Source organism: Porphyromonas miyakawae (genome assembly GCF_045865415.1).
Lineage (GTDB): Bacteria > Bacteroidota > Bacteroidia > Bacteroidales > Porphyromonadaceae > Porphyromonas > Porphyromonas miyakawae.
This window is the reverse complement of the sequence record NZ_BAAFSF010000001.1, coordinates 241281-266883: the sequence shown is the minus strand read 5'-3', so window position 1 is coordinate 266883 and position 25603 is coordinate 241281. Positions and strand designations below refer to the sequence as shown.

Annotated in this window: 16 protein-coding genes; 6 read left to right on the top strand and 10 right to left on the bottom strand. The window is 46.9% G+C overall.

All coding sequences use genetic code 11. The annotated features are described in order from the left end of the window. Nucleotides 1-8 precede the first annotated feature (8 nt). A complete protein-coding gene (locus tag ACLWMH_RS01000) occupies nucleotides 9-488 on the bottom strand; it encodes a CYTH domain-containing protein (protein WP_411914904.1) in 480 nt (159 codons plus the stop codon). Continuing rightward, nucleotides 489-1580, bottom strand: coding sequence for a Smr/MutS family protein (locus tag ACLWMH_RS00995; protein ID WP_411914903.1), 1092 nt, complete (start codon nucleotides 1578-1580; stop codon nucleotides 489-491). Between the two features lie 329 nt (nucleotides 1581-1909). Between ACLWMH_RS00995 and ACLWMH_RS00990 the strand changes: the two genes are divergently transcribed. From ACLWMH_RS00990 to ACLWMH_RS00965, 6 genes are all read left to right on the top strand, one after another. After that, nucleotides 1910-3349 carry a T9SS type A sorting domain-containing protein gene (locus tag ACLWMH_RS00990; protein WP_411914902.1) on the top strand — a complete coding sequence of 480 codons (1440 nt, stop codon included), beginning with the start codon at nucleotides 1910-1912 and terminating at the stop codon, nucleotides 3347-3349. 231 nt (nucleotides 3350-3580) lie between these two features. Further along, on the top strand, nucleotides 3581-6409 hold the full coding sequence (locus tag ACLWMH_RS00985; RefSeq protein ID WP_411914901.1) for a TonB-dependent receptor: 2829 nt from the start codon (nucleotides 3581-3583) through the stop codon (nucleotides 6407-6409). A 61-nt stretch (nucleotides 6410-6470) separates the two neighbouring features. After that, nucleotides 6471-7970, top strand: coding sequence for a hypothetical protein (locus ACLWMH_RS00980; protein WP_411914900.1), 1500 nt, complete (start codon nucleotides 6471-6473; stop codon nucleotides 7968-7970). A 359-nt stretch (nucleotides 7971-8329) separates the two neighbouring features. Next, nucleotides 8330-10123 (top strand): 30S ribosomal protein S1, encoded by a 1794-nt coding sequence (gene rpsA / locus ACLWMH_RS00975; protein WP_411914899.1) that lies wholly within the window; start codon nucleotides 8330-8332, stop codon nucleotides 10121-10123. A 155-nt stretch (nucleotides 10124-10278) separates the two neighbouring features. Continuing rightward, on the top strand, nucleotides 10279-11697 hold the full coding sequence (gene hemG, locus ACLWMH_RS00970) for a protoporphyrinogen oxidase (protein WP_411914898.1): 1419 nt from the start codon (nucleotides 10279-10281) through the stop codon (nucleotides 11695-11697). A gap of 530 nt (nucleotides 11698-12227) precedes the next feature. Continuing rightward, the gene (locus tag ACLWMH_RS00965; protein ID WP_411914897.1) at nucleotides 12228-13862 is read left to right on the top strand and encodes a T9SS type A sorting domain-containing protein; all 1635 of its coding nucleotides are present in this window, start codon (nucleotides 12228-12230) and stop codon (nucleotides 13860-13862) included. A gap of 203 nt (nucleotides 13863-14065) precedes the next feature. Here the strand turns inward: ACLWMH_RS00965 and rodA are convergent, their stop codons facing one another. The 8 genes from rodA to mutA are packed head-to-tail and all read right to left on the bottom strand — an operon-like array spanning nucleotide 14066 to nucleotide 25465. After that, on the bottom strand, nucleotides 14066-15529 hold the full coding sequence (gene rodA / locus ACLWMH_RS00960; RefSeq protein ID WP_411914896.1) for a rod shape-determining protein RodA: 1464 nt from the start codon (nucleotides 15527-15529) through the stop codon (nucleotides 14066-14068). Continuing rightward, nucleotides 15513-17381, bottom strand: a complete 1869-nt coding sequence (locus ACLWMH_RS00955; RefSeq protein ID WP_411914895.1) for a penicillin-binding transpeptidase domain-containing protein — start codon at nucleotides 17379-17381, stop codon at nucleotides 15513-15515. The genes rodA and ACLWMH_RS00955 overlap by 17 nt, the downstream gene beginning before the upstream one ends. Nucleotides 17382-17391: 10 nt before the next feature. Beyond that, on the bottom strand, nucleotides 17392-17898 hold the full coding sequence (gene mreD, locus ACLWMH_RS00950; RefSeq protein WP_411914894.1) for a rod shape-determining protein MreD: 507 nt from the start codon (nucleotides 17896-17898) through the stop codon (nucleotides 17392-17394). 16 nt (nucleotides 17899-17914) lie between these two features. Further along, nucleotides 17915-18790 carry a rod shape-determining protein MreC gene (gene mreC / locus ACLWMH_RS00945; protein ID WP_411914893.1) on the bottom strand — a complete coding sequence of 292 codons (876 nt, stop codon included), beginning with the start codon at nucleotides 18788-18790 and terminating at the stop codon, nucleotides 17915-17917. A gap of 23 nt (nucleotides 18791-18813) precedes the next feature. After that, nucleotides 18814-19836, bottom strand: a complete 1023-nt coding sequence (locus ACLWMH_RS00940) for a rod shape-determining protein (RefSeq protein ID WP_411914892.1) — start codon at nucleotides 19834-19836, stop codon at nucleotides 18814-18816. 26 nt (nucleotides 19837-19862) lie between these two features. Continuing rightward, complete coding sequence (purH, locus tag ACLWMH_RS00935) at nucleotides 19863-21389, bottom strand: bifunctional phosphoribosylaminoimidazolecarboxamide formyltransferase/IMP cyclohydrolase (protein WP_411914891.1); 1527 nt, start codon at nucleotides 21387-21389, stop codon at nucleotides 19863-19865. 33 nt (nucleotides 21390-21422) lie between these two features. Continuing rightward, entirely contained in the window at nucleotides 21423-23579 is a 2157-nt protein-coding gene (gene scpA / locus ACLWMH_RS00930; protein ID WP_411914890.1) for a methylmalonyl-CoA mutase, read from the bottom strand. Continuing rightward, a complete protein-coding gene (mutA, locus tag ACLWMH_RS00925) occupies nucleotides 23576-25465 on the bottom strand; it encodes a methylmalonyl-CoA mutase small subunit (RefSeq protein ID WP_411914889.1) in 1890 nt (629 codons plus the stop codon). The genes scpA and mutA overlap by 4 nt, the downstream gene beginning before the upstream one ends. Nucleotides 25466-25603: the final 138 nt, after the last annotated feature.

Below are 25603 nucleotides of genomic sequence, written 5' to 3'. Positions count from 1 at the left end.
TCTATCTTTTAGGTGTGCGTTGCTTCAGGCATTCCCTCCACGGCCAACACAGCGTTGTAATAGGCTCTGCAACCGGTTACCTCCTTTCCGATCCACGAAGGCAAGGGAGGCTCTACAGTAGCGTCATCCAACTCTATCTCAGCTACCACTAAGCCCTCCAAAGCGCCATGAAAGCGATCTACCTCCCAATAATACTTTCCCTCGGGAATCAGGAAACGCTCCTTACGGATCACCGCAGAGCCGCACTGACTCAGTAGCTCTTCGGCATCACGTAGTGGAATAGCGTACTCCCACTCATGCCTACTCAACCCATTGTCGTTGGTAGCATCTTTAATGGTGAGAAAAGCCTCCTTATCTCTAATACGCACGCGTATCACCAGCTCTTCCTTTGCCACAAGAAAGCCCTGCTCTATACGATACACTCGCTCGGCCGCTGCTTCATAGGCATTATTTAGTACTAAGTACTTGCGCTCTATCTCTAACGCCATTTAGTGAATAACGACTAAGGTAGCACCAAACCCATACTCTTTAAATGAGGCATCTTGGGCAGAGGCCTTGGGATACTTTTTCTTCAGTTCATCTAAAATAGCCTTACGCAATATCCCTTCTCCGCGACCATGCACAAAAACTACCCGGCTACCGGGCTGTGCCTTTATGCTCTCCATCACGCGTCTAAACTCGGCGAGCTGGGTCTCCATTATCTCTGAATTACTCATACCTGCCGTCGTTGTCAGGAGCGCAGTCGCATGTAGGTCAACCTCTACAGGCGGCTCTTCGGCAGGTTTACGGTGTCGGGGCATTTGCCTACTCCGCCTCCGACGACGCTGCTCTTCCTCTGCTTGTACTTTTTCCTCCAGCAGAGTCTCTTCGGAAATCGCGAGAGGCACCGCCTTGGCGCGCACTTCGTCCTCCTCTATGAGAGGATAAATTATGGCATCATCGTCAAAGAAATCATTTTCTCGAAATGCATGACGCTTGAGAAAGCGTACCCCATCCACACGTATAGTAAATGAATAGGGAGTCTTTAAGTCGAAGGCTTTTTCCTCTTTGTAAGGCAGTATCATGAGCGACATGTGCTCCCGCTCCGGAATTGTTTCCAAGGGGATCTCCTCAAGAAAAATACGCGTATCACGCTCTATTGTACCGGAAGCGATCTTCTTGTAAGTACCGTTGGCCAAGCGATTAGAAAGTACATAGTACAACATATAGTTGCAGTCATTAATCAGGTACATTTCTATAGGCGTGCGACTAACAGCTTTCTCATCTACGGGCAAAAAAGCCATATAGACAGATAGTTTGTCACCGCCTTCACGCTCAGGCAAAAGAAGGTGCGGAGCAGGTGCTTCCTCAATGGGGGCAGGAGTGGCTTGTTGTGACTGACTCGGCTTACTTACCGGCGGTGTGTAGAAAGGGGCCCCCTCCAACTCATCACCTATAGGCACACATTCATTGAGTGGTGTAGGTAACTCGAAGCCATCCTCGCCCTCTACCCAAGCCACTTTGCCTACTATTCGCTTAATCACACCGCCTCCGGATGCATTTAAAAAGCGTATTTGCTCTCCTACTCTGACTGATCTCATTTCATTTGCTTTCTATCATGCGCAAAGATAATGATTCCCAAGCATAAACTTTTTCTTTCCTCTCTCAATACATCAGTATCTTTCATTTGAAACATCTATACCTTTCAAATGAAACATCTGTAACTTTCATTCGAAATATCAGAACCTTTTTTTACCCCAGGCCATACGTTCTTTTTACAAGTGACAAAGAGAATATTATTTTCTATATTTGTCGGACAAATTCGCATGCAATCCTATTTAATCAAAGAGATGCAAGAAGGCGTATTAAGCCTACGCACACCTCCGAAAGCGAGAAAGAAATTCATAAAATAGAAAGGAAATATACAATTATGAAAAGAAAACTACTTTATTATGTCACACTAACTCTATTGAGCTTGCCCCTATTCGCCACGAACATGGGCCAACTCCACGCAACTACCCCCTCGCTGAGGGAGACTGAAGAGAGCATCTCGTTTGATTTGGGCGGTGAGGCTACCACAATCATACTGATCATATCTGCCGAAGGAAAGGTAACCGGTGAAGGCGTAGAGGGCGAGATAGAGGCAAACGGAGGTTTCGTTTTTCTGAATGTAAAAAATAATCACGTTGTACTACATGGTAAAATTACCGAGTTTCAGTGCTCAACCAATGAAATCACAGCGCTGGATGTCTCCAAAGCCCCCTCGCTCAAACTATTGGAGTGCAGTGGGAACCCCATAGGCACATTGGATCTGTCTGCCAACAAGGCATTGGAAGTGCTCCGCTGCAATAAGTGTGCGCTTAAAGAATTGGTACCTCCCACTACTCTAAAGGAGTTGAGCTGCGAGGATAATGCTATCTCTGAGCTTGATGTCAGCGCACTAACCTCACTGAATGAACTAAAGATATCGCGCAATAAGATTAGTACCCTAAACCTCACAGCTTGTACCGATCTGAAAAAGCTCTACTGCTCCGACAATAAACTACCGGAGTTGGACATCACAAAGAACAAAAACCTTGTTTATATCAATTGCTACAGAAATACCATCAACGGTATAGATGTAAGACAATGCGCAGATCTCGAAACGCTCTATTGTGGTTATAACTCATTCAATACACTGGATGTAACGCAGAACAAAAAGCTTCTATTCCTTTGGTGTCCCTCCCTGCACCTCACCAGCTTGGATGTATCGCAAAACACAGCCTTAGAGCACCTTCTCTTCTTCCTCAATGACTTGTCGCAGATAGATATAAGCAAGAACCCTGCTTTGAAAGAGTTGGACTGTAGCGAAAATAAGCTCACCACGCTAGATGTATCCAACAACCCCGAACTAACAGAGATAGGCTGCAATGGAAACTTTATCGATTTACAGCAAATGGAAGCCTTTATCAAAAGCATGCCTAACCGGCAAGGGAAGGAGAAAGGCAATTTGTATGTAATAGACAGCAAGAACCCAAAAGAGAAGAACCACTGCTCTACAACCAACGTGAAGGCTGCAAAAGCCAAGAACTGGGTAGTGTGGGACTACAATGGTAACTATGCGACCAGCCGTCCCTACGAAGGAGAAACCGCCAATCAGTCTGTTGCTGCACTACACGTTAGAATAAGCCCCAACCCGGCATCGGGTTATGTGTACATCAGCGGCTCTAAGCCCAATGCATCTATATACCTTTACTCGATGGAAGGCACCCTTATCCAAACAACCCACACAGATGCCAATGGAGCTGCTGAGATAAACTTATCGGGAGTATCGAAGGGTAATTATCTACTGAAGTCGGATGGCGTGAGTGAAATACTGATCGTGGAATAAAAAGGAGAGGCTTTCTAAACACTACATTCCACAAGGAGTTGCTCGGAGCATAACAGCTCTGCGGCAACTCCTTTCTATTTATACTGCAGCGACAATCCGTTTCCCTCTCCGTACATGTAACAAGTACGTCATAAAAGTAACGACATATCGTAACAAAATAGATGCTCTCTTGTAACACTATAGTGAGACCTTTGCCATCGAAAGGCTACATTATAGAAGAGAAGCATTTAGATGAAACACCACACCAACGGGCTCATACGTATAGCCCTCACTACAGCGATTACACTACTGACCTATATAGGTCTCTCTGCACAAAAACAACCACTCAAGGGAACCATTGTAGATGCCGCTGATGGCAGTACACTTATCGGAGCTTCCATTTACATAGCTTCTATCGATCAAGGCACCGTAACGGACGTTGACGGGAACTTCAGTTTCAGCTTAGAGGTAGGAACCTATCAGGCAGAAGTGCGCTACGTGGGGTACAAAACGCTCCAATTGCAAATCAATCCGGCGGACTTTAACGGCAATCTGACCGTGAAACTGTACAGCGAGACGGAGGTATTGGACGATGTAACGGTAGTTTCCACCGTGCGCAAGAACAGCGATTTAGCGCTTATCCGCCAAGTACGCACCAACACAATGGTTACGAGCGGTATTTCTGCGCAACAGATTAAACGCTCGGTGGATAATAATGCCTCCGAAGTAATCAAGCGAATCCCAGGTATCACGCTGATGGACAGCAAGTACGTAATGGTGCGCGGGCTGTCGCAACGCTACAATAATGTATGGATGAACGGAGCCTCCGTGCCGGGGAGCGAGCCGGATAGCCGCGCTTTTTCCTTCGATTTGATTCCTTCCGGCCAAATTGACAACATGATGATTGTAAAAAGCCCCGCACCCGAGTATCCTGCGGACTTCTCGGGCGGATTCATCCATATTGCCACAAAGGATATTCCCGAGCAAAACGACTTTAGTATCTCATTGGGCGGTACCCTGAACGATCAAACGCACTTCCGTCCGTTTACCTACTACAAAGGGGGAAATACCGATTTTCTCGGCTTTGACGGCGGATTTCGTGCCCTGAGAGGTGACTTTCCCGCTATTGTGGATGACAACGATCCCGCACTGATTACGCGGCTCACTCAGAGCGGATTCAACAACCGTTGGGCTTTATCGCAGCAAAAGCCGGTTGCCGACGTTAAACTGCTCACTTCCGTAAATCATACATTTCGCTTCGGCAACGGCGAAAAGCTGGGGCTCATCGCCGCGCTCAACTACGAGCATAAGTATCAGCGTGTAGTGGATATGATCAACAACCGCTACGGATTGCGCAATTGGATTGCCGACGAACCATCGTTCGATAATGAGTATAAGGACGATCAATACGGCATTACGAGCATTTTGGGCGGTTTGTGCAATATTGCCTTTACCCCAAACGCCACTTCCAACTACGCGCTCAAAAATACGGTTAACGTTATCGGGCTGAACCGCTATACCTTTCGCGACGGATATCAGAATTTGAGCCAAAAATACCTCCAACAGCAGCAGGAATACCTCTACAACAGCCGGCTCACCTATTCGGGGCAGCTCAACGGCTCGTGGACGCTTTCCGAGCCATCGCAGCTGAAAGCGTGCATCGGATACTCCTTTGCCAATAACGATCGTCCGGACCGGAGGCGCATCAATCGCGAGCAGAACGACAACGAGGTAGATCCTCATTACGGCCAGTTCCGCATTGATCAAAACGAAATTAGCCGCGATTTTAGCTACCTCGGCGAACATATCTTCTCCGCCAAGGCAGATTATCAGTATAAGTTTACGCTCGGCTCTACAGAAAACAGCCTCAAAGCAGGACTTTACGGGGAACATCGCCGTCGTAGCTATACCAACCGCATCTTTTACTACCGGTGGAATAACGACAATGTACCGGCCGATTTTGAGTACAGAGATCCTGTGGAGGGCGTATTGTTGGATGCCAATTACGATGCCGAAAAGCTCTATATCCACGAGGAAGTGGACCAACGCAACAGTTACAAGGGACGAAGCTGGCAAACAGCCGCTTACGCCGGCTACAATATTGCCGTGGGTGCGTTTAACGCCTATGCCGGCGTGCGCTACGAATTTAACCGTATGCAGCTCATTAGTAATGCCTATTTGCGCGAAGAGGGTACCGAAACCACCAATCATGACGATAGCGGCCTCTATCCGAGCGTAAACCTGAGCTACGATGTAGCCAAAGATCACAAAATACGGCTCTCCTACGGAATGACCGTAAATCGCCCCGAGTTTCGCGAACTATCCCGCTCTATCTACTACGACTTCGATCTTTTCAGCAATGTGGGCGGTAATCCCGATCTGAAACCGGCTAAAATCCACAACATCGACCTGCGCTATGAGTGGTATCCATCCCAAACGGAGCTAGTTTCGCTCGCTTTTTTCTACAAGCACTTCCGTAACCCCATCGAGTGGAGCTACTTCGTTACGGGCGGCAGTTACCTCTATTACTTCCGAAATGCACTGAAGGCGGATAACTTAGGTATAGAGCTGGAGGTCAATAAGGATCTCGATTTTATCGGGTTGAAGGGACTTTCGCTCCGATTCAATGCCGCCTACATCCACAGCAAAGTGGCCTTTCCCGAAGGAAGTCAGGAGGACGACCGCCCCATGCAGGGTCAATCGCCGTTTATCGTCAATGCGATGCTTTTTTATCGTAACGAGCCTACGGGGCTTTCCGCGGCACTTCAGTACAATATCATTGGTAAGCGCATCGTAGGGGTAGGCCGAAGCGACCAATCGCAAACGGGGCTGATCAACAACGCTATCCCTGATAGCTACGAAATGCCCCGTCACAGCCTCGATTTGGCTTTGGGCTGGGAGTTCGCAAAAAAATGGAATCTCAAACTAAATATCAAGAATTTGCTCAACAGCAAGCTTCGGTACGTGCAATTCCCCAAGGGTATTTTGCCCGACGGAACGCACAAAAGTGCCGAAGAGGTTACAAAAGAATATAAGCTGGGGCGCTCCTTTGGACTCACTTTGGGATACAGCTTCCGCTAATTATCGATACAAAACAGAAAAAGAAACAGAATAACCACTTTAAACAGAAAAAGGAATTGTTATGAAGAAATTGGTTTTTGCGCTTGGCGCAATTGTACTTATGGGATTGAGCTTCGCTTCCTGCGACAAGAAACCGGACCCGGAACCGATCCCCACCCCGGAAGAAAAAGGCAATTTGATTGAACTTTTTGCGAACGGAAAGCAACTTGGTGACGGCAAACAGGAATATACCGTCAAAAAGGGCGATTGGCTCCTCAAAAAGGGTACCTATTTGCTCAAGGGTTTCTTCTATATTAGCGAAGGAACCACCCTTACCATCGAACCGGGAACCGTAATTAAAGGCGATAAAGATACCAAGGCTTCCATTATCGTGCAGCGCGGCGGTAAGCTGATTGCTAAGGGTACCGCAACGCAACCGATCGTATTTACCAGCGCACAACCTGCCGGTAGCCGTCGGCCCGGTGACTGGGGTGGTATCATTCTTTGCGGAAAAGCGATCAATAATCAGGGCGAAGCGAGCATCGAAGGCGGTGTGAACGCTAAGCACGGTGGTAACGACAATGCCGATAACAGCGGTATTCTCAGCTATGTACGTATTGAATTTGCCGGCTATCCCTATCAACCTGATAACGAGATTAACGGACTTACGCTCGGTAGCGTAGGAAGCGGTACGCAAATCGACCACGTTCAGGTATCCTACAGTAACGACGATTCCTTCGAATGGTTCGGTGGAACGGTCAATTGTAACCACCTGATTGCCTACATGGGTTGGGACGATGATTTCGATACCGACTTCGGTTTCAGCGGTAACGTTCAGTTCTGTTTGGGCGTGCGTAACCCCCGCATCGCCGATACATCCTGGTCTAATGGATTTGAAAGCGATAACGACGGTAAAGGCTCTACTAAAACGCCGTGGACTGCCGCAAAGTTCTCCAACGTAACTTCCATTGGTCCGATGGCTTCCGCAGCTGATTTTGCCAATACGGCAGATTACATCAACGGTGGGGGTATGGATCCTAAGAATGGTGCCAAGCTGGGTACCTTCCTTTCCGGCGCACAAATTCGCCGCAATTCGCACCTAAACATCTGCAACTCAGTATTCATCGGCTGGCCCGTTGGACTGATTATCGAAAACGATAAGGGTAGCACCACGCAAAAGTGGGCTCTGGATGGTACGATGAACTTTAAGAACAATGTATTTGCAGGGAACGGAATTATCGGAACCGACGTAAATAAGAAAACCGAACCGGTATGGAGCGACAACAGCGATAACAAGGAAGGACAGGACAAAAAACGTACTCCCTTCAGCGAAGAATACTTCAAGAATCCCGCCAATGGAAACCAAATATTTGAAACTATTGCGGAACTCGGCCTAACCAGCTGCAATGCTTTGGACAAAAACTTTGATCCGCGTCCTGCTGCCGGTAGTAAGTTGCTCAGTGGCGCCAACTTTAGCAATTTGGGAGTACTCAAACAGGTATCCTACATCGGTGCTTTTGCTCAGGGAGATAATTGGATGGACGGGTGGACTAACTTCGATCCGCAACACACACAATACTAATCGCTTACTTAGTACCTTCTGACTGAAATACAAACCCACATAATGAGCCTCTAAATAGGTATAGATGTTTCAAATGAAAGGTATAGATATTTCGATCAAAAAGTATAGATGTATCATTTGAAAGGTATAGATGTATTCTAAAGCACAATGAAATGTGCTTAAACACATAGCTAAATACACTTCGCATCATTGCCGTAGGGCGGTGATTCGAAACTTTTTCAGGCTCTCCCGGCTCCTCTTTTCGCCTGTAGAAAGCCATAAAGGTATTGATTCAAAACTAATTAGTACCTTTGCACCGATATAGTTTAAACAACAAAATAAAGTATCACTTATTAGTAATAACCAATTAGAAAAGTTTGATGAACAAACTCGAACATCTTACGCCGGATCCCGACTTCAATTGGGAAGCGTTTGAACAGGGCACCACAGCCATCCATGAGGATCGCGAAGCCGACTTGGCAAAGTATGAAGCTACACTTGCCAATATTAAGGAAAAAGAAGTTGTAATCGGTCATATTGTTGACATAGTACCGCGTCCTCCCAAGGCAGCACGTGAATTTATTATCAGCATTGGCAGCAAATCGACCGGTAGCGTAGCTGCGTCTGAATTTAAGTACAATCCCGACTACAAGATCGGAGACGAAGTAGAGGTTTATGTGGATAACCTCGAAGACAGAGAGGGACATTTAGTACTCTCACATCGCATGGCACGTGCTGAACGTGCTTGGGAACGCATTTCTGAGGCTGCCGAACGCGATGAAATAATCATCGGCTACATTAAGTCTCGTACTAAGGGCGGTATGGTAGTAGATATCTTCGGTGTAGATGCTTTCTTGCCGGGCTCTCAAATAGACGTACGTCCTATTCGCGACTACGATGCGCTCCTCGACAAGACAATGGAATTCAAGATTGTCAAGCTCAATGCAGAGCAGCACAATGTAGTTGTTTCTCATAAGGTACTCATTGAAGCTGAGCTTGAACAGCAGAAGAAAGAAATTATCAGCAAACTCGAAAAGGGTCAGGTACTCGAAGGTGTTGTGAAAAATATTATGCCCTTCGGTGTATTTGTGGACCTTGGCGGTGTAGATGGGTTGATTCATATTACCGATCTCTCTTGGCGTCGTGTATCTTCACCCAATGAGGTCGTTGAATTAGATCAGAAGATTAACGTGGTAATCCTTGACTTTGACGAAGACAAGACACGTATTTCACTTGGTCTCAAGCAACTTACGCCCAATCCATGGGATGCTTTGGACAAGAACCTCAAGCCCGGCGATATTATCAAGGGTAAGGTTGAAATGGTTAGCGACTATGGTGCATTCGTAGAAGTAGCTCCCGGTATCGAAGGGCTCATTCACGTTTCCGAAATGTCTTGGACACAGCACTTACGCAGCGCATATGACTTCATCAAGGTAGGCGAAGAGGTAGAAGCAGTTATTCTCTCAATTGAACCGGAAGAGCGCAAGATGAGCTTAGGTCTCAAGCAGCTGAAGCCCGATCCCTGGATTGACATAGAAGAAAAGTACCCTGTAGGCAGCCGTCACACGGCACGTGTGCGCAACTTTACGCACTTCGGTGTATTCGTTGAGTTGGAAGAGGGCGTAGACGGACTGATTCACTTGAGCGACTTGACTTGGACAAAGCGCATTAAGCATCCGAGCGAATTTACGGAAATTGATGCCGAATTAGAGGTTGTTGTCCTTGAAATCGACAAAGAAAACCGTCGCTTGAGCCTGGGTCATAAGCAAACCGAGGAAAACCCATGGGATGTATTTGAAACGATCTTCACAGAAGGCAGTGTACACGAAGGTATGGTCGTTAGCTTCACCGATAAGGGTGCTATCGTATCACTCCCCTACGGAGTAGAAGGCTTTACCACCCAGAAGCACCTTACCAAGGAAGACGGCTCTAAGCTCCAAGTTGATGAAAAAGCACCCTTCAAGGTAATTGAATTCAGCAAGGAAAATCGCCGTATCTTCGTTTCTCACCTCCGCGTATACGATGACGCAAAGCGTGAAGAAGAGCGTAAGCGTAAGGATGAGCAAGACAAGGCCGAAGCTAAGGTACAACAGCAAGTATCTGCTCAGAAAGTAGAAAAAGCTACCTTGGGCGACCTATCTGCACTGGCTGAACTGAAGGAGAAGCTTGACTAATAGGATTAGACTTTCAGCGGTCGTTTACCGCTAATAGGCCAATCTATTACACGATTATGGCACTCACCCCTTGCATATGCCCTATGCAGCAAGTCGGTGAGTGCCTTTATTTATGAGCGAGGGAAGCAGTCCACAAGATTGACAAGAAGAAAAAGATGATTACTACGGAAGAGAGACAAGAGAACTACCACAATGCCCGCGTTATCATTGTTGGTGGGGGCATTACAGGGCTTTCTTTGGCCGCTGTATTGGCGGAGCGGGAGATTCCTTTTGTACTTCTTGAGAAGGAAAAGCGGTTGGGCGGACAGATCCACACTATCTGCGACAAGGGATACACCTATGAATTGGGTCCCAATACAGGATCAATTTCTACACCGGAAGTAACAGAGCTATTCAACTTTGTGGCTCCGGAGGCTGTGCTTGAAGTGGCTTCAAAAGACGCAAAGCGACGTTTGATCTGGAAAGGTCGCTCTTTTCATGCCCTTCCTTCCGGCTTATGGAGCGGTATTACGACTCCTCTCTTCACCATCTACGACAAATTGCGCCTACTGGGAGAACCCTTCCGCAAGAGAGGTACCGATCCGTTGGAATCGGTAGGAGCTTTAGCCGAAAGACGGATGGGCAAGAGCTTCGTCGATTATGCGGTAGATCCCTTTATCGGAGGCATCTATGCAGGCAATCCCTACAGGATAGTCACCCAATATGCCCTCCCCAAGCTCTACCGCTTAGAGCAGGATTATGGCAGCTTCATAGGCGGAGCCCTGCGCAAAGCCTTAAAGCATCAAGCAAAAGACCCCCGCGTAACCAAAGAGGTTTTCTCTGCTGAGGGTGGGCTCTCCCGCCTAATTGAAGCGTTAGAAAACAAATTAAAAACGAAAGGATCAGTCATAACCGGGGCAGAGATTGTACACACGGACTACGCACCCTCTACCGGTTGGAGCGTAACCTATACCGACCAGCACGAAGAAAAGCATACCATTACCGCAGACCACTATATAACCACGGTACGCAGTGACCTACTGCACAGCGTGCTGCCTAATGAAATTGCTCCTCTCTTGGCACCTATTGAGCAGCTTCGCTATGCCCCCATTACGGAGGTGGTTATTGGCTTTGACCACCTGCCCGAAATAAGAACAAAAGCATTTGGTGGGTTAGTTCCCTCTTGCGAAAACTGTTCTATACTGGGTATTCTTTTCACGGCAGAAATGTTTCGCAATCGCGTGCCTTATGAAGATAGTCTTCTCTTCAATATATTTATGGGCGGTGATGAAAAACCCCTAAATCCTGATGAATACAGCGATGAAGAGCTTCTGTGCATTGCCGAAAGAGAATTGAGGCACATGCTCTCCATCCCGGCTAATCGGAACGCCTCCCTACAGCATATTGCAAGGTACCGCAAAGCCATTCCGCAGTATGATGAGACCTCACCGGCGCGCTTAGAGCGTATTCGCGAGATAGAGCAGGCTTATCCGGGGCTCGTGCTTGCAGGAGGTATAAGGGATGGCATCGGCTTAGCGGCGCGTATCGCACAAGGCGTATCCATTGGAAAAGAGATTGCTGCACAAATAAAATAGTCACCACCCATTGTAAAAATCACCTTTATGGCGTGAGGCTGCTGATGACCTCCACACAGTCAGGTGAATGAGTAATCAAATTTCGGTAAGCCACGTCGGAGTAATACTTCACGCTGCTGAAGTGTCCTAAATTTGATCACGTACAAAAATATTTTTGCTCACGAACAAAAAATTTTTTCTACATGTACAAATTTTTATTTGTACGTGATCAAATTTTAGTTTGCTCGTAGTGGATTACGCAGCCACGCCTTATGCCGTGCGAAGCAGCATACAACCACTCCTTTGCTAAATAGGATAGCCACTCATTTCTTCTTCATCTACAGCACATTTCACCCTCAAAAAACACGGAAAGCACCTAACTACCCGATACTATACTCGGGGAGTTTCATTTCATAGGGCCTTATTATGATAAGTATTTATTATATTTGCCGCAGAAAATTAATTATATTATATAACAAACAGCAAATAAAACTTATACGAAGAAGTCTTCGCAATTATAAAAACTATAATCAATATAAAGGAAGAGAATTATGAAACATCAATTTTTTTCACTATGCGCTTTATTGCTCTCGCTACTCGTGGCAAGTCCGACAGCTAATGGGCAAAACATAAAGCAGTATGGGGGGAAATCAAAAGTCTCCTACCTACTAATGAAAGGTGGCACGGTATGGAGTACCGGGTCCAATGTGTTTTTTGGCTTAGGTCAGGGCATCGAAGACGAATCAGCAAATGTTTACGGCTACAAGAGATTGGAGCTGCCCAAAGGCTTTAAGGCAGAGCGCATTTACCGCGGCTATAGCTTTGTCATTCTCGTGTCGAAGGAGGGTAAATATGTTTTCTTCGGCAATAACTTTGAGGGCGAATCCGGCATGAATGAGTTAGATCGAAATGGATATGTTAGTCCGGAATATGTAGATTTTGGCACCCATAAATGGAAATATATGAAAGGCGGCTACCTCACCGTACTTGCTATTGACGAGGATGACTCGCTTTGGGGATGGGGATCTAATGCAAGATGGCAGTTGGGAAATGGAGACCCCGCCCACCAAAACAAATTCGCTCCCTCTGAGCTGGATACATCCGGCGATTGGGTCACCTTAGCACCAAGTATGTGGCAAACTTTGGCACTGAAAAAAGATGGCACTCTCTGGGGGTGGGGCGACAATGGACTCAGTCAGTTAGGATTGGGCCAAGAGGCAGATGGAGTCTATACTACCCCTATACAAATTGGCACAGACAACGATTGGCAAAGCATTGATATCAGCTTCCACCATGCCTTGGCTATCAAGAAGGATGGCTCTCTCTGGGGATGGGGCAACAACAATAAGCACCAAATATCAGCTTCTGGTTACAATCCGGTCGAGAGTCCTACTTGCATTGACAAGAACAAAAAATGGCTGGTAGCTTCTGCCGGTTTAGAGCACTCTATCGCTATTGCAGAAGATGGCACTATGTGGGGGCTCGGCAGCAATGAAACAGGCCAATTAGCTATGTCTCAGAGCGTAACCGGAGTAACGGCACTCACCCAAATCGGCACAGCTTCTGACTGGGTATCTGTTGTATGCGGAGAGCGCTATACAATGGCACAAAATAAGAAAGGCGAAGTATATGTCTTTGGTAGCAATAAAAAGGGTCGGCTCGGCCTGCCAAAAAGCGTTGAGAATTCCTATGAAATGGTAAAAATAGAGATTCCCTCAAAGAAAGTTTCTATCAAAGTGCTGGGAGAAGGTAAGGGAACTATCGGTATCACGGATGAGGACGTAGATCTCAACTCAGTAACCGATGGTACTATTTTAGAGTTTGTACCTGCCCCTGGAGCCAATAGCAAGCTAACAGCACTCAAGGCAAACGGAGTAGATATTCTGGAAGAGAAGTCTTTCATCATCACAGAAGATACGGAGATAGAAGCAACTTTCGATATTGCAAATGCCACAGAGGAAATTGATATGCAGGCTTTCTGCGTATATCCTAACCCAGCGCACCACCTTGTTCAGCTAAGAGGTATAGTGGCTAATTCATATGTAGTACTTTACGACTTGAGTGGAAAAATGGTGCTGAAGAGCTTTGCAGAAGGAAGCGATATGCAATTAGACCTCTCCACTTTGGCAAAAGGACAATATATTGTAGAAAATTGCGACCGCACCACTACCATTACAGTAGAATAAAAGCTAAGCGCATGTAGGGGAAGAGCCTACACAACTTCATACCAAGCGTTCAGAGGCGTATGTGGAGTATTTGTCATAGGTACAAAAACTCAGACATACGCCTCTTGATTTGTGATAGCAGTATTCTACTGCAAATGATAGCTACAAAGCTGTACTAGAAAGAGGATTGTTGCATTCTCCTCCTCTTCATCTTGTGCAAAAGCCTATTCTTTTGCTGCATCTAAACGGATGAAAATAAAAAGCATTATGGTAAATGCCCACAGCGAAGAGCCCCCATAACTAATGAATGGAAGCGGAATGCCAATCACCGGTATAATACCGATCACCATGCCCACATTGATGGCTACATGAAAGAGAAATACCGCCGCTACGCAATAACCATATATACGGGCAAATGCAGAGCTTTGCCGATCTGCGAGGTAAATCAACCGCAAAATAAGTACGAAATAAACGAGTAAGAGCAGAGAAGCTCCGATAAAGCCCCACTCTTCCCCTATCGTACAAAAGATAAAGTCCGTATCCTGCTCAGGCACATAGTTCAGCTTCGTCTGCGTGCCTTTAAGAAAGCCCTTTCCGGTCCATCCTCCGCTACCAATTGCTATTTTAGCCTGATTCACATTATACCCCACCCCACGAATATCCTGTTTCAGACCTAAGGAAACAGCAATACGCTGCTGCTGGTGAGGTTGCAATACATGATTGTAGACCTGATTCACCGAAAGTGAGTACAAGATCACACCAACAGAGAAGAGCACAGTCCACAAATAACGTTGAGAAGCATAACGGATAGCTAAGAAGAGTACATAAATAATAAATACAGTCAGTAGGAATATAGCCGTATAGCTCCAATCAAAGGGTATGAAAAGCGATATGATTATGGTAAGAAGGTAAGCGGCAGGTATAACGTAGAGCGAACGTGCAAAGTCCTTTACATAGCGCCTCTGTAATAGAAAGAGCATCCGAATGGCAGCAAGCAGTGTAGTAGTAGCCACAAGCCACAGATCGGCCCTTGTGGCGCCCCATTGCACACCATTCAACGTAAGTACCGCAACAAAAAGAAAGATCATCAACGAGGCAATACTTAAGAAGTAGCCTGAGAACCCCTCCCTGTAAAGAGCAATAAAGAAAGCAGCGTATACCAAAGCACTACCAGTCTCTTTTTGCAATATGATAAGCACTACCGGCAGCAACACAATACCGAATACCTCCGCATAACTTCGAAAAGAGTGAAAATGGAAATTGTATCGGCTTACCACGTAAGCAAGCATTAGTGCAGTAGCCACCTTGGCAAATTCTGCAGGTTGCAACCTTAAGGAGCCTATTTCGAGCCACGAGCGTGACCCCTTGATATCTCGAGCGACAAAGAGGGTAACAAGCAGCAAAAGGATAAAGGCAATATATAGAATGGGTGCAAAGGTGGGAAAAAAATCCTTGTCCAAGAGCAAGATAAATAGTATCAAGAGAAGGCTCATACCCCACCAGATAAGCTGCATTATCGGACGTGAATCAAGAGAAAAAAGAGCAGCTATATCAAAGCTGTAGCTAGCTCCGCAAATAGCTACCCAACCAATAATGATGAGGGCAAAGTAGCAAGCTGCCAGCCATCGGTCAATGCGAGAGAAGATAGTACCTCCGGAGGTGAGGTGGGGTTTAGATAGTCTGTCCATAAGCAATCTGTCGTTCTTCCATGACCCTTGCAACGGCTTCACCAGAAGGGCTTAATTCCCCATTTCTCAGATAATATTCTATCATCAGTCGCCCAATAGGCACCCCGTACACAGCACCAAAGCCGCCATTCTCTACATAGACAGCAACCGCAATACGCGGATTGTCTTTTGGTGCAAAGCCCATAAACGCAGAGTGATCCTTACCATGTGGATTCTGAGCTGTACCCGTTTTACCGCATACTACTATTTCCCCAGGAGCAAAGTCAGCGCCTCTACAGGTGCCCATCTTAACTGCATCTGCCATACCATCGGCTATTACCTGCCAAGCCGAGCGATCAATTGTAGTCACATGAGGCGTTAGATAGATAGAGTCTAAAGTTCCTCCTTGAATACGCTTCACAATATGCGGTTTGTAGTAATACCCTCTATTGGCCACCGTAGCAGCCAAGTTGGCAATTTGAAGAGGAGTAACAGTGACTTCTCCCTGCCCAATAGCAACGGAGATAATAGTAGAGCTATTCCATCGCCCCTTGTATATCTTATCATACACGTCACTATTCGGTATATAGCCGCGCTTCTCGCCCGGTAAGTCGATGCCTAAGCAGTAGCCGAATCCCAAATCAACCATATGGTCTTTCCAATGGGTAAAAGCCTCCTGTGCAGAGCTATAGCGATTACGGTCGTCTATCATATTGCGTAAGCCCCAGCAAAAGAAAGAATTGCAAGAAGTGGCAATAGCAAATTGGATTCCCAAAGGCGAGCTATGTCCGTGACAAGCCGGTTTGTTATGCAAAGGGGGATAGCCGTGATAGCATGGGAAGCGTGTAGAAAGGTTAATTACCCCCTCTGAGAGAAACATAGCCCCCTGTGCTGCCTTGAAGGTCGAACCGGGCGGATAGGTTCCCATAGTTGCCCTATTAAATAAAGGTTTACCTATCGCTGTTTGCAATATTCGATAGTTCTCAGGGAGATCCTTTCCCGTAAGTCGTGACGGATCATAGCCCGGGGATGACACCATGGCTAATATTTCTCCTGTAGATGGCTCAATTGCCACAATAGCACCAAGCTTTCCGCGCATCAGTCGCTCTCCAAAAGCTTGTAAATCCATATCTATCGATAGGTTGATATTCTTCCCCGGTTCACCGGGTATATCGTTAAGACCATTGTTATACCTTCCCTGCAAGCGACCTCGGGCATCCCGCAACAGCACTTCATAGCCTTTTTGCCCCCGAAGTACCTTTTCATAGCTTTTCTCCACTCCGCTTTTACCTATATAATCCCCTACGGAGAGTGTAGAGTCTGCTTCTAATTCATTGCGGTTACACTCACCCAAATATCCTAAAATATGAGCTGCATTCGGCATGGTAAAGTGTCGGGTATAGCGTTGCCTTACAGAGAATCCCGGGAAGCGAAATAGTTGCTCTTGGAATCGACCTGCATACTCGGGTGTAACTTGCGACAAGAGCAGTTGGGGTGCGTAGCGTGTATAGCCCGGATTAACCTTGCGGTCGGTAACGGCAGCCAGTCGGGCGTCAAAGAAAGTTTTATTTACTCCTAAGAGGTTACAAAAAGCAATTGTATCGAATTGGCTCAAATCGTGCATTGTAACCATAATGTCGTAGACCGGTTCATTATACACTACGAGTTTGTCATTGCGGTCAAATATAGCGCCTCGGGCAGGATATTGAATACGATAATAGAAAGCATTTCGCTCTGCCTTACGGGTATACTCATCAGAAATAATCTGCAAATAGAAAAGACGTCCTATATACCCGAATATGACCACAGCAGAGAGCAGCACCATAAGTACCTGCCGATCGCCGAAATCATTTTTGGGATGCGCTTTGGGCATACTGATTAGTTTACTTGCTCTTTCTATTTGTAAAGAGCATAACGATCATAGCTATTACATAGCTGGCTATTAAGCTACACAGCATACGTAGGGCAAGGTAACCTATAGAAGCACTTCCAATTGCATCCAAGGAAAAGAGTATTAGGTGATGGAGCAGTAAGATCAATAGCAGTAGAACTAAAGGCTTGCTGGCATCTCTCTGCACAGAGGGGAGAGAGGAAGGATCAGCATCGGCTACTACAAAGAAAGGAAGTAGATACCCATAAAGGAAACTCACCGCCGTAAAAGCAGCCGTATGCAAACCGGCAGTAGCCGAAACGGCATCAATGAGTAGCCCCACGAGACCACCGGTGAGGGTATATACAGACTTCTTCGTATCAATGGGGAAAAAGAAAAGTAATAAGGGATAAGCAAAGGGCGTGGCATAACGCCATAGAAACAGCTCATTCAGTACTAATATCTGCAACAATAGTACGATGAGTAGCTTCAAAACGAAAGATAAATGCGCTCTCTTCATCTCCTCCCTTATTCTCTTATTGTTGCCAATAGTAGTTATTTTTTATCGAGTCAAGCTCAGAAGGCTTTACCGTGGGTTGATCCATAATTACATATACCCACTGCAAAGTAGCAAACTGCGTGCCCGGCTCTACTGCCACATACTTACCACCGAACGAGAGCTTATCCGTACTCTTTGGCTTAGATGCCACACGCCCAATGTATAAATCAGGCGGAAAGATAGAGGAATACCCACTTGTCACCACTGTATCTCCGGGACTATAAGTAGCATGAATAGACAGATCGTTGAGCCTAAGTAGCTCTTGCTGCGGACTCTCCCACGAAAGCGTACCCATAAAATTAGTATGGTATAACTTACAACTAAGCTTCAGGTTGATATTGGTAAGAGGCACCACTACAGCATAGTGATCCCTCGTAGAAGCAACAATGCCTGCTACGCCATGTGCCGAGAGTACTCCCATCTCGGGGCGTATACCATCTTTTGACCCCTTATCAATAATGATCAGATTGTAATTGCTGTTTACTGACGTAGAGAGCACCTTTGCCACCTTATAATGGATAGGAGGGTGCGCTTGAAGGGTATCCAACCGCAGTCCGGATACAGAGTCATTATTTGCCTTGGCATAGTCCATGCTCTGCCGAAGGGCATGATAAGCCGTCTCGACCTCTATAATTCGATTGGCTAAGCGCTTATTCTCTTCTCTTAATCCAATGTAGCCTTTGAACTCACCACTTGCTCTGAGTAACTCAACCATAACTCGATTTGAATACCCAATATTGAGAAAGTGGTGATAGGCTGAACGATTGAAAAGTAGCGTCAGGGCAATTACCTCAAATAAAATGAGGAGTAGCCAATGCACTTTTGAAACGATAAAATCGAAGAACTTGCGCATTGGGGCATGGCGATAAGCACTGCTTATCGGATAAGGAAGTTAAATGAATCAGTATTCTTCAGTGCTTCGCTGGTTCCTTTTGCTACTGCGTGCAGGGGATCTTCAGGTACGATAAATTTTATTCCGAAGCGATCGGAGAATCGCTTATCAAGTCCCCTCAGCAAAGCGCCTCCTCCGGTCAGGTTGATACCGCGCTCTACGACATCACCATACAGCTCAGGAGGAGTTTCTTCCAGTGTTTTCAGAATAGCATCCTCCATCTTTTTGATGGATACATCCAAACATGAGGCTATCTCTGAGTAGTTGACCGGTATCTGCCGAGGTAAGGTATCCATCTGGTCTGCACCGGTTACCAAAAAGTCTTCCGGCGGATTATCCAGCTCTTTTAGTGCACTTCCTACTTTTATTTTGATCTCTTCGGCGGTACGCTCACCGATACGCACATTATGAGTGCGACGCATATATTCAACGATATCGTTCGTCAGTACGTCACCGGCTACACGAATGGATTGTTTAGTAGCAATACCTCCGTAGGATATAACGGCTATTTCGGTCGTACCTCCACCTATATCTACTATCATGTTTCCCTCCGGTGCAAGTACATCCACCCCGATACCGATAGCCGCAGCCATAGGCTCATAGAGCATGTACACATCTCTTCCTCCTGCATGCTCACTGGAGTCATGCACGGCACGCGTTTCCACCTCTGTACTACCGGAAGGGATGCTTACAACCATCTTTAGTGCCGGAGAAAAGAGGCGGTGAGACTTTTTGTTGATTTGCTTAACCATGCCCCGAATCATCTGTTCGGCAGCATTAAAGTCAGCAATTACCCCATCTTTAAGGGGACGGACCGTATGAATGAAGGCATGTCCTTTTTCATACATTTCCCGTGCTTTGGTTCCTACTGCGAGTACTTCATTGGTACGAAGGTCAAAGGCTACCACGCTGGGTTCATCCAGTACGATCTTACCATCTTTAAGGATGACCGTATTGGCTGTTCCCAAATCAATTGCCAATTCCTGTTTGAAGGAGAATAATCCCATACTTGCTCTCTATATGTATCTTTCAATTAGTGTCTGAAATGTCTTTTCCCGGTGAAGAGCATGGCTATACCATGTTGGTTCGCTGCATCAATGCTCTCTTGATCTCTAATGGATCCTCCGGGCTGTATAATAGCGGTAATGCCTTCCCGTGCAGCAGTTTCTACACAATCACTAAAGGGGAAGAATGCGTCACTAGCCATTACGGCTCCGTGCAAATCAAATCCGTTGCGCTTCGCTTTGTCTATAGCTTGCTGCAAGGCGGCAATACGCGAAGTTTGACCTATACCATGAGCTAGCATCATGCCATCCCGCACTAATACGATCGCGTTGCTTTTACAGTGCTTAACCGCTTTCATAGCAAAGAGCATATCTTGCTTTTCCTGCTCTGTAGACGCTTTGTCAGTCACTTGACGACAATCTGTATCGCAAGCCACATCCCGTTCCTGACACATAAGTCCGTTAAGGGCACTCGTATAGTTAAAAGTAGTATGAATCGCATCAAGCTGCTTTAGTACTATACGCTTAGATTTCTTTGCTAAACAATTAAGCGCCTCTTCCGTATAATCAGGTGCAATAAGCACTTCGAAGAATATCCCCGATACGGCATTTGCTGTCCTTTCATCTATGCAGCGATTGGCTATCAGAATACCTCCAAATGCCGACTCTCTATCTGCATCAAAAGCTCTTTGCCAAGCCTCTGCAATGTCTTTCCCTTTGGCTATGCCACAGGGATTCATGTGCTTAATGACTGCGAAGCAGGGAGTTTGTTCAAACTCAGCAATGAGTTGCATTGCAGCATCTGCATCTCGCAGGTTGTTGTAGGAAAGCTCTTTACCTTGTAGTTGCTCAAATAAAGCCTTCTCCGGTGCAAAAAAGTATCCCTTTTGGTGCGGATTCTCTCCATAGCGCAACGCCTGAGCCGGCTGTAAGTCATGAGGCAACGGTATAGACTCGCCTCCCGAGAAATAGTCGCTTATAGCCCTATCATAAGCAGTGACATGGCAAAAAGCAGCTGCAGCCCATGTACGGCGCATTTCAAGCGTAGTAACTCCTTCGTGCGCTTTTACGGCTTTGCAGAAGTCCCCTAAGGCATCTTTTGATGCAATGACTGCCACATCATGGTAATTCTTGGCGGCCGCTCTTATAAGGGAGACTCCTCCGATATCGATTTTTTCTATAAGCTCCTCCTCGGAAGCACCCGCACGGAGTACTTCCTCAAAGGGATATAGATCAACCACAACAAGGTCAATAAACTCAATAGCGTGCTGCTGCATCTCTGCCCTATCTTGTTCCAGCTCACGACGTGCCAGAATACCCCCAAAGATAGTAGGGTGAAGCGTCTTGACACGACCACCCAAAATAGCAGGGAAACCGGTCAAGTCTTCTACTTTTCGACAGGGATAGCCTGCCTCTTCTATGTAACGCTGCGTTCCCCCTGTAGAAATAAACTCTACGTTTAGGGCACTAAGCGTCTCCAACAGAGGTTTTAGTCCCTCTTTGTTGTAAACAGAGATCAGTGCTCTTTCTATTTTTCTATTAACCTCTTGTGTCATATTATAGTGAATTCATTAAATGCTATAATGGGATTAGGCAGTAGCTCCCTCTTTACCCAATAGAAGCTCCAAACACTTACCGGCTGAGTAAGCCACCGGAGTACCGGGCCCGAAGATGGCTGCCACGCCTGCCTTGTATAGGAAGTCGTAGTCCTGTGCCGGAATAACCCCACCTGCCGTAACCATTATATCGTCGCGTCCCAGCCTCTTCAGTTCAGCGATCACTTGTGGGATAAGCGTTTTATGACCGGCAGCAAGCGAGCTGACGCCAAGTATATTCACGTCATTCTCTACTGCCTGACGAGCGGCCTCTTCCGGAGTTTGGAACAGCGGTCCCATATCCACGTCAAAGCCCACATCGGCATAACCGGTAGCCACTACCTTTGCACCGCGGTCATGTCCGTCTTGTCCCATCTTGGCTATCATAATACGAGGCTGACGACCCTCTTTTTCTGCAAATTCCTTAGCCAACGCACTGGCGTAGGCAAATTCTTGGTCTTGTCCGGTTTCTTTTGAGTACACGCCTGAAATAGTTCTAATGACTGCTTTATATCTACCGACAACCTCTTCGCACGCATCGGATATTTCCCCTAAAGAGGCACGCTTCCCTGCTGCCTTTACGGCCAAATCAAGCAGATTACCCTTGCCTGTCTTCACGCACTCCGTAATAGCGGCAAGTGCCTCCTTAACCTCTTTCTCATTACGATTTTTGCGAAGTTCTTTAAGGCGCTCTACCTGCTGGGTGCGAACGGCTGTATTATCAATCTCAAGAATGTCAATTGGTGCTTCATGCTCCAATCGATATTTGTTGACACCAATAATAACCTGCTGATGGGAGTCGATGCGAGCCTGAGTGCGTGCAGCAGCTTCCTCGATACGCATCTTGGGAAGACCCGTTTCGATGGCCTTAGCCATACCACCCATCTCTTCTATTTCCTGTATGTGTGCCCATGCCTTTTCTACTAATTCATTAGTGAGCGACTCTACATAGTAAGAGCCTCCCCATGGGTCAATACCGCGACAAACCTGCGTCTCCTTTTGGATATAGATCTGTGTATTACGTGCAATACGCGCTGAGAAGTCAGTAGGCAACGCAATAGCCTCGTCTAACGCATTGGTGTGCAGCGATTGGGTATGCCCCAAAACAGCTGCCATAGCTTCAATACAAGTACGCCCCACATTATTGTACGGATCCTGCTCTGTCAGTGACCAGCCTGATGTCTGACAGTGTGTACGAAGGGTCAGGCTCTTAGGATTTTCTGCACCAAAGCTCTTCACTATCTTAGCCCAAAGCATTCGCGCAGCACGCATCTTGGCAATCTCCATGAAGTGATTGACTCCGATCCCCCAGAAGAAGGATAGGCGAGGAGCGAATTTATCTACCGGTATGCCTGCATTGACTCCGGCACGTAAATATTGGATTCCGTCACAGAGCGTATAGGCCATCTCAATATCTGCCGTAGCACCGGCCTCCTGCATATGGTAGCCGGAAATGGAGATAGAGTTGAATTTAGGCATATTCTGTGAGGTGTACTCAAAGATATCCGCAATAATACGCATGGAGAATTCAGGAGGATATATATAGGTATTACGCACCATGAATTCCTTCAAAATATCGTTTTGAATGGTGCCCGCCATCTCTTCAAGATTAGCCCCCTGCTCCAAGCCTGCATTAATGTAGAAAGCAAGAATAGGAAGCACAGCCCCATTCATGGTCATGGAGACGGACATTTTACCCAAAGGAATACCATCAAACAGCACCTTCATATCCTCTAACGAACAGATGGATACGCCTGCTTTACCCACATCTCCCACTACACGCGGATGGTCCGCATCGTAGCCGCGGTGCGTAGGTAGGTCAAAGGCAACCGAAAGTCCCTTTTGCCCGGATGCCAAGTTACGCCGATAGAATGCATTTGACTCCTCAGCCGTAGAGAAACCTGCGTACTGACGAATGGTCCACGGACGTAACGGATACATAGCACTGTACGGGCCACGTAGGAAAGGTGGCAGCCCACTACAATAATCCAAGTGGTGCAGATCCTGAATATCCTCTTTTGTGTACACCGGTTTTACGTCAATCAGCTCGGCCGTATGCCAAAGAGCTCCTGCCGCAGCCGCACTCGGTGTGCCCGCTTTGTGCTGGGCACATCGGGCTTCTATATTGATGTTGTTATAGTTAGGTTTCATGCTTCTTCGATACCAAAATGCTTGTTAAACTCTTGCAGCGTAGCCAACACGTCGCTCTTAACGTGTACAAAGTAGCGTATACCCAACGCTTTCAAATCGTCCGTGCAGGCAGGGTTGCCGGCAATTACTAGCGGTACCTTGCCATCAATCAACTTGAATGCTTCCGGAGCATACTGAGCATACTCATCATCGCTGGAGCAGAGCACGATTACATCGGCTTTTTTGTCCAACGCTTCCTTAACGCCTGCTTCTACTGTTTCAAAGCCCAGGTTATCAATAAGCTTATAGCCTGCGCAAGCGAAGAAGTTTCCGGCAAACTGGCTCCTCGCCAAACGCATGGCGAGGTTCCCTATGGTAAGCATGAATACAACAGGTTGGTGCTTTTGCCCTTCCGTAGCCAAACGGAGCGACTCGAATGCGGATGCCCCCCGGCTAAAGTCCAATGCGGTAGTAGTGCCTTCCTTGCTGTGATCCTGTCCGCAGCAATGCCCCTCAACGCAAGCTGCTTGATCCACTTTTGCTTTAATAGTTTCGTTGAAGTTGGGGAATTCGTTGGTTCCCAATAAAGTTTCCTTACGCTTGGCAACTGCTTCGTGCCGTTTGGCATTAGAGGCGTTGATGCGTTCCTGTATCTTTCCGCTTTCCGCTTGTTGGGCGAATCCACCGGCAGCATCAATTTCCAAAAAGATGCTCCACGACTGTTTCGCCACTTTATCAGTCAGCACTTCCACATAGTAGGAGCCGGCTGCAGGGTCCAAAACCTTATCAAAATGGCTTTCTTCCTTGAGCAAGAGTTGCTGGTTCCTCGCTAAACGACGACTGAAATCGTCCGTCGTACCGTAAGGTGTATCGAAGGGGGTTACCGAAATAGCATCCACGCCCGCCAAAGCGGCACTCATCGTTTCGGTTTGGCTCCGCAACAGATTTACGTAACTATCGTAACGCGTTTGGTTCCACGTAGAGCTAACGGCGTGCTGATAGATTTTGGCGCAATCGCCTTTGTATTCGTCGCCACTTCCGTGGGATGCCACTATTTCCGCCCACAACCAGCGTGCAGCGCGGTATTTGGCTATTTCCATAAAGAAGTTGGACGAGGTGCCGAAGTTGAAGTGTATGCGCGTTGCAGCCTCTTCCACGGTATAGCCCGCTTCAATCAGCGTATCCAGCAGACAAGCGCCCCACGCCAATGCGCAGCCCAATTCCTCCGTAATATAGGCTCCGGCGAAATTGAACAACTGAGCTTCCACTGCTAAGACGCGCATCGCAGGAAGCTCTTTGGCAGCCTCCATCACGGCACGAATTTCCGTATTCCGCCCTGTATAGACGCGTCCTTTCACCAATTCGCGCTTGAAAGGATTGTAGTTCACGCATCCATGTACCTTAGCCGCATCGCAGCCGCGAGCCTTTACTACTTGCGCAAAGACCTTCAATAGATCTGCTGCCTTTGCCATACAGCAGGTGAAGCATATTTCAATGGCGGTCAGTTCGATATCTTTTAGCAGCCTTTTCAACGAGGTAGTTTCGATCCATTCGTCCTTAATCACAAAACAGAGCGAATCGCCCCCTTTTCCCAAAATATCCAATGCTTCTTTGTTGGCTGCCTCAGGCGTTGCTCCCGCCACGCTTTGACGCACGTACCATTCGTTGTTATTGCGTGTAGAACGTATATAGGGGAATGTGTCAGGTGCTACATTAAGGTGCGTCAGTCCTTCCAAATCCTCCCGTCTATAGAACGGCTCTACGGTAAAGCCTTCACCGGTACGCCAAACGAGCTTTTTGTCGTAAGGCGCCCCTTTAAGGTCGGTAGTTATCTTTGCTTTCCACTCCTCCGTTGTGATCGGGGGGAACTCGGCAAAGAAGTTCCGGTCTTCCTTGTGTGTTGCCATTTCTGTTGTTGTTTTATAGTTACTTACTTTTCTTTCTCTTCAACCTACAAAGTAAGCAAATTCCACACAAAGAAGCTAATCCTAAAAAGCGGTATTCCTACCCGCCTTGTATCTATGGGGAGAAGTGTGCCCTCATAC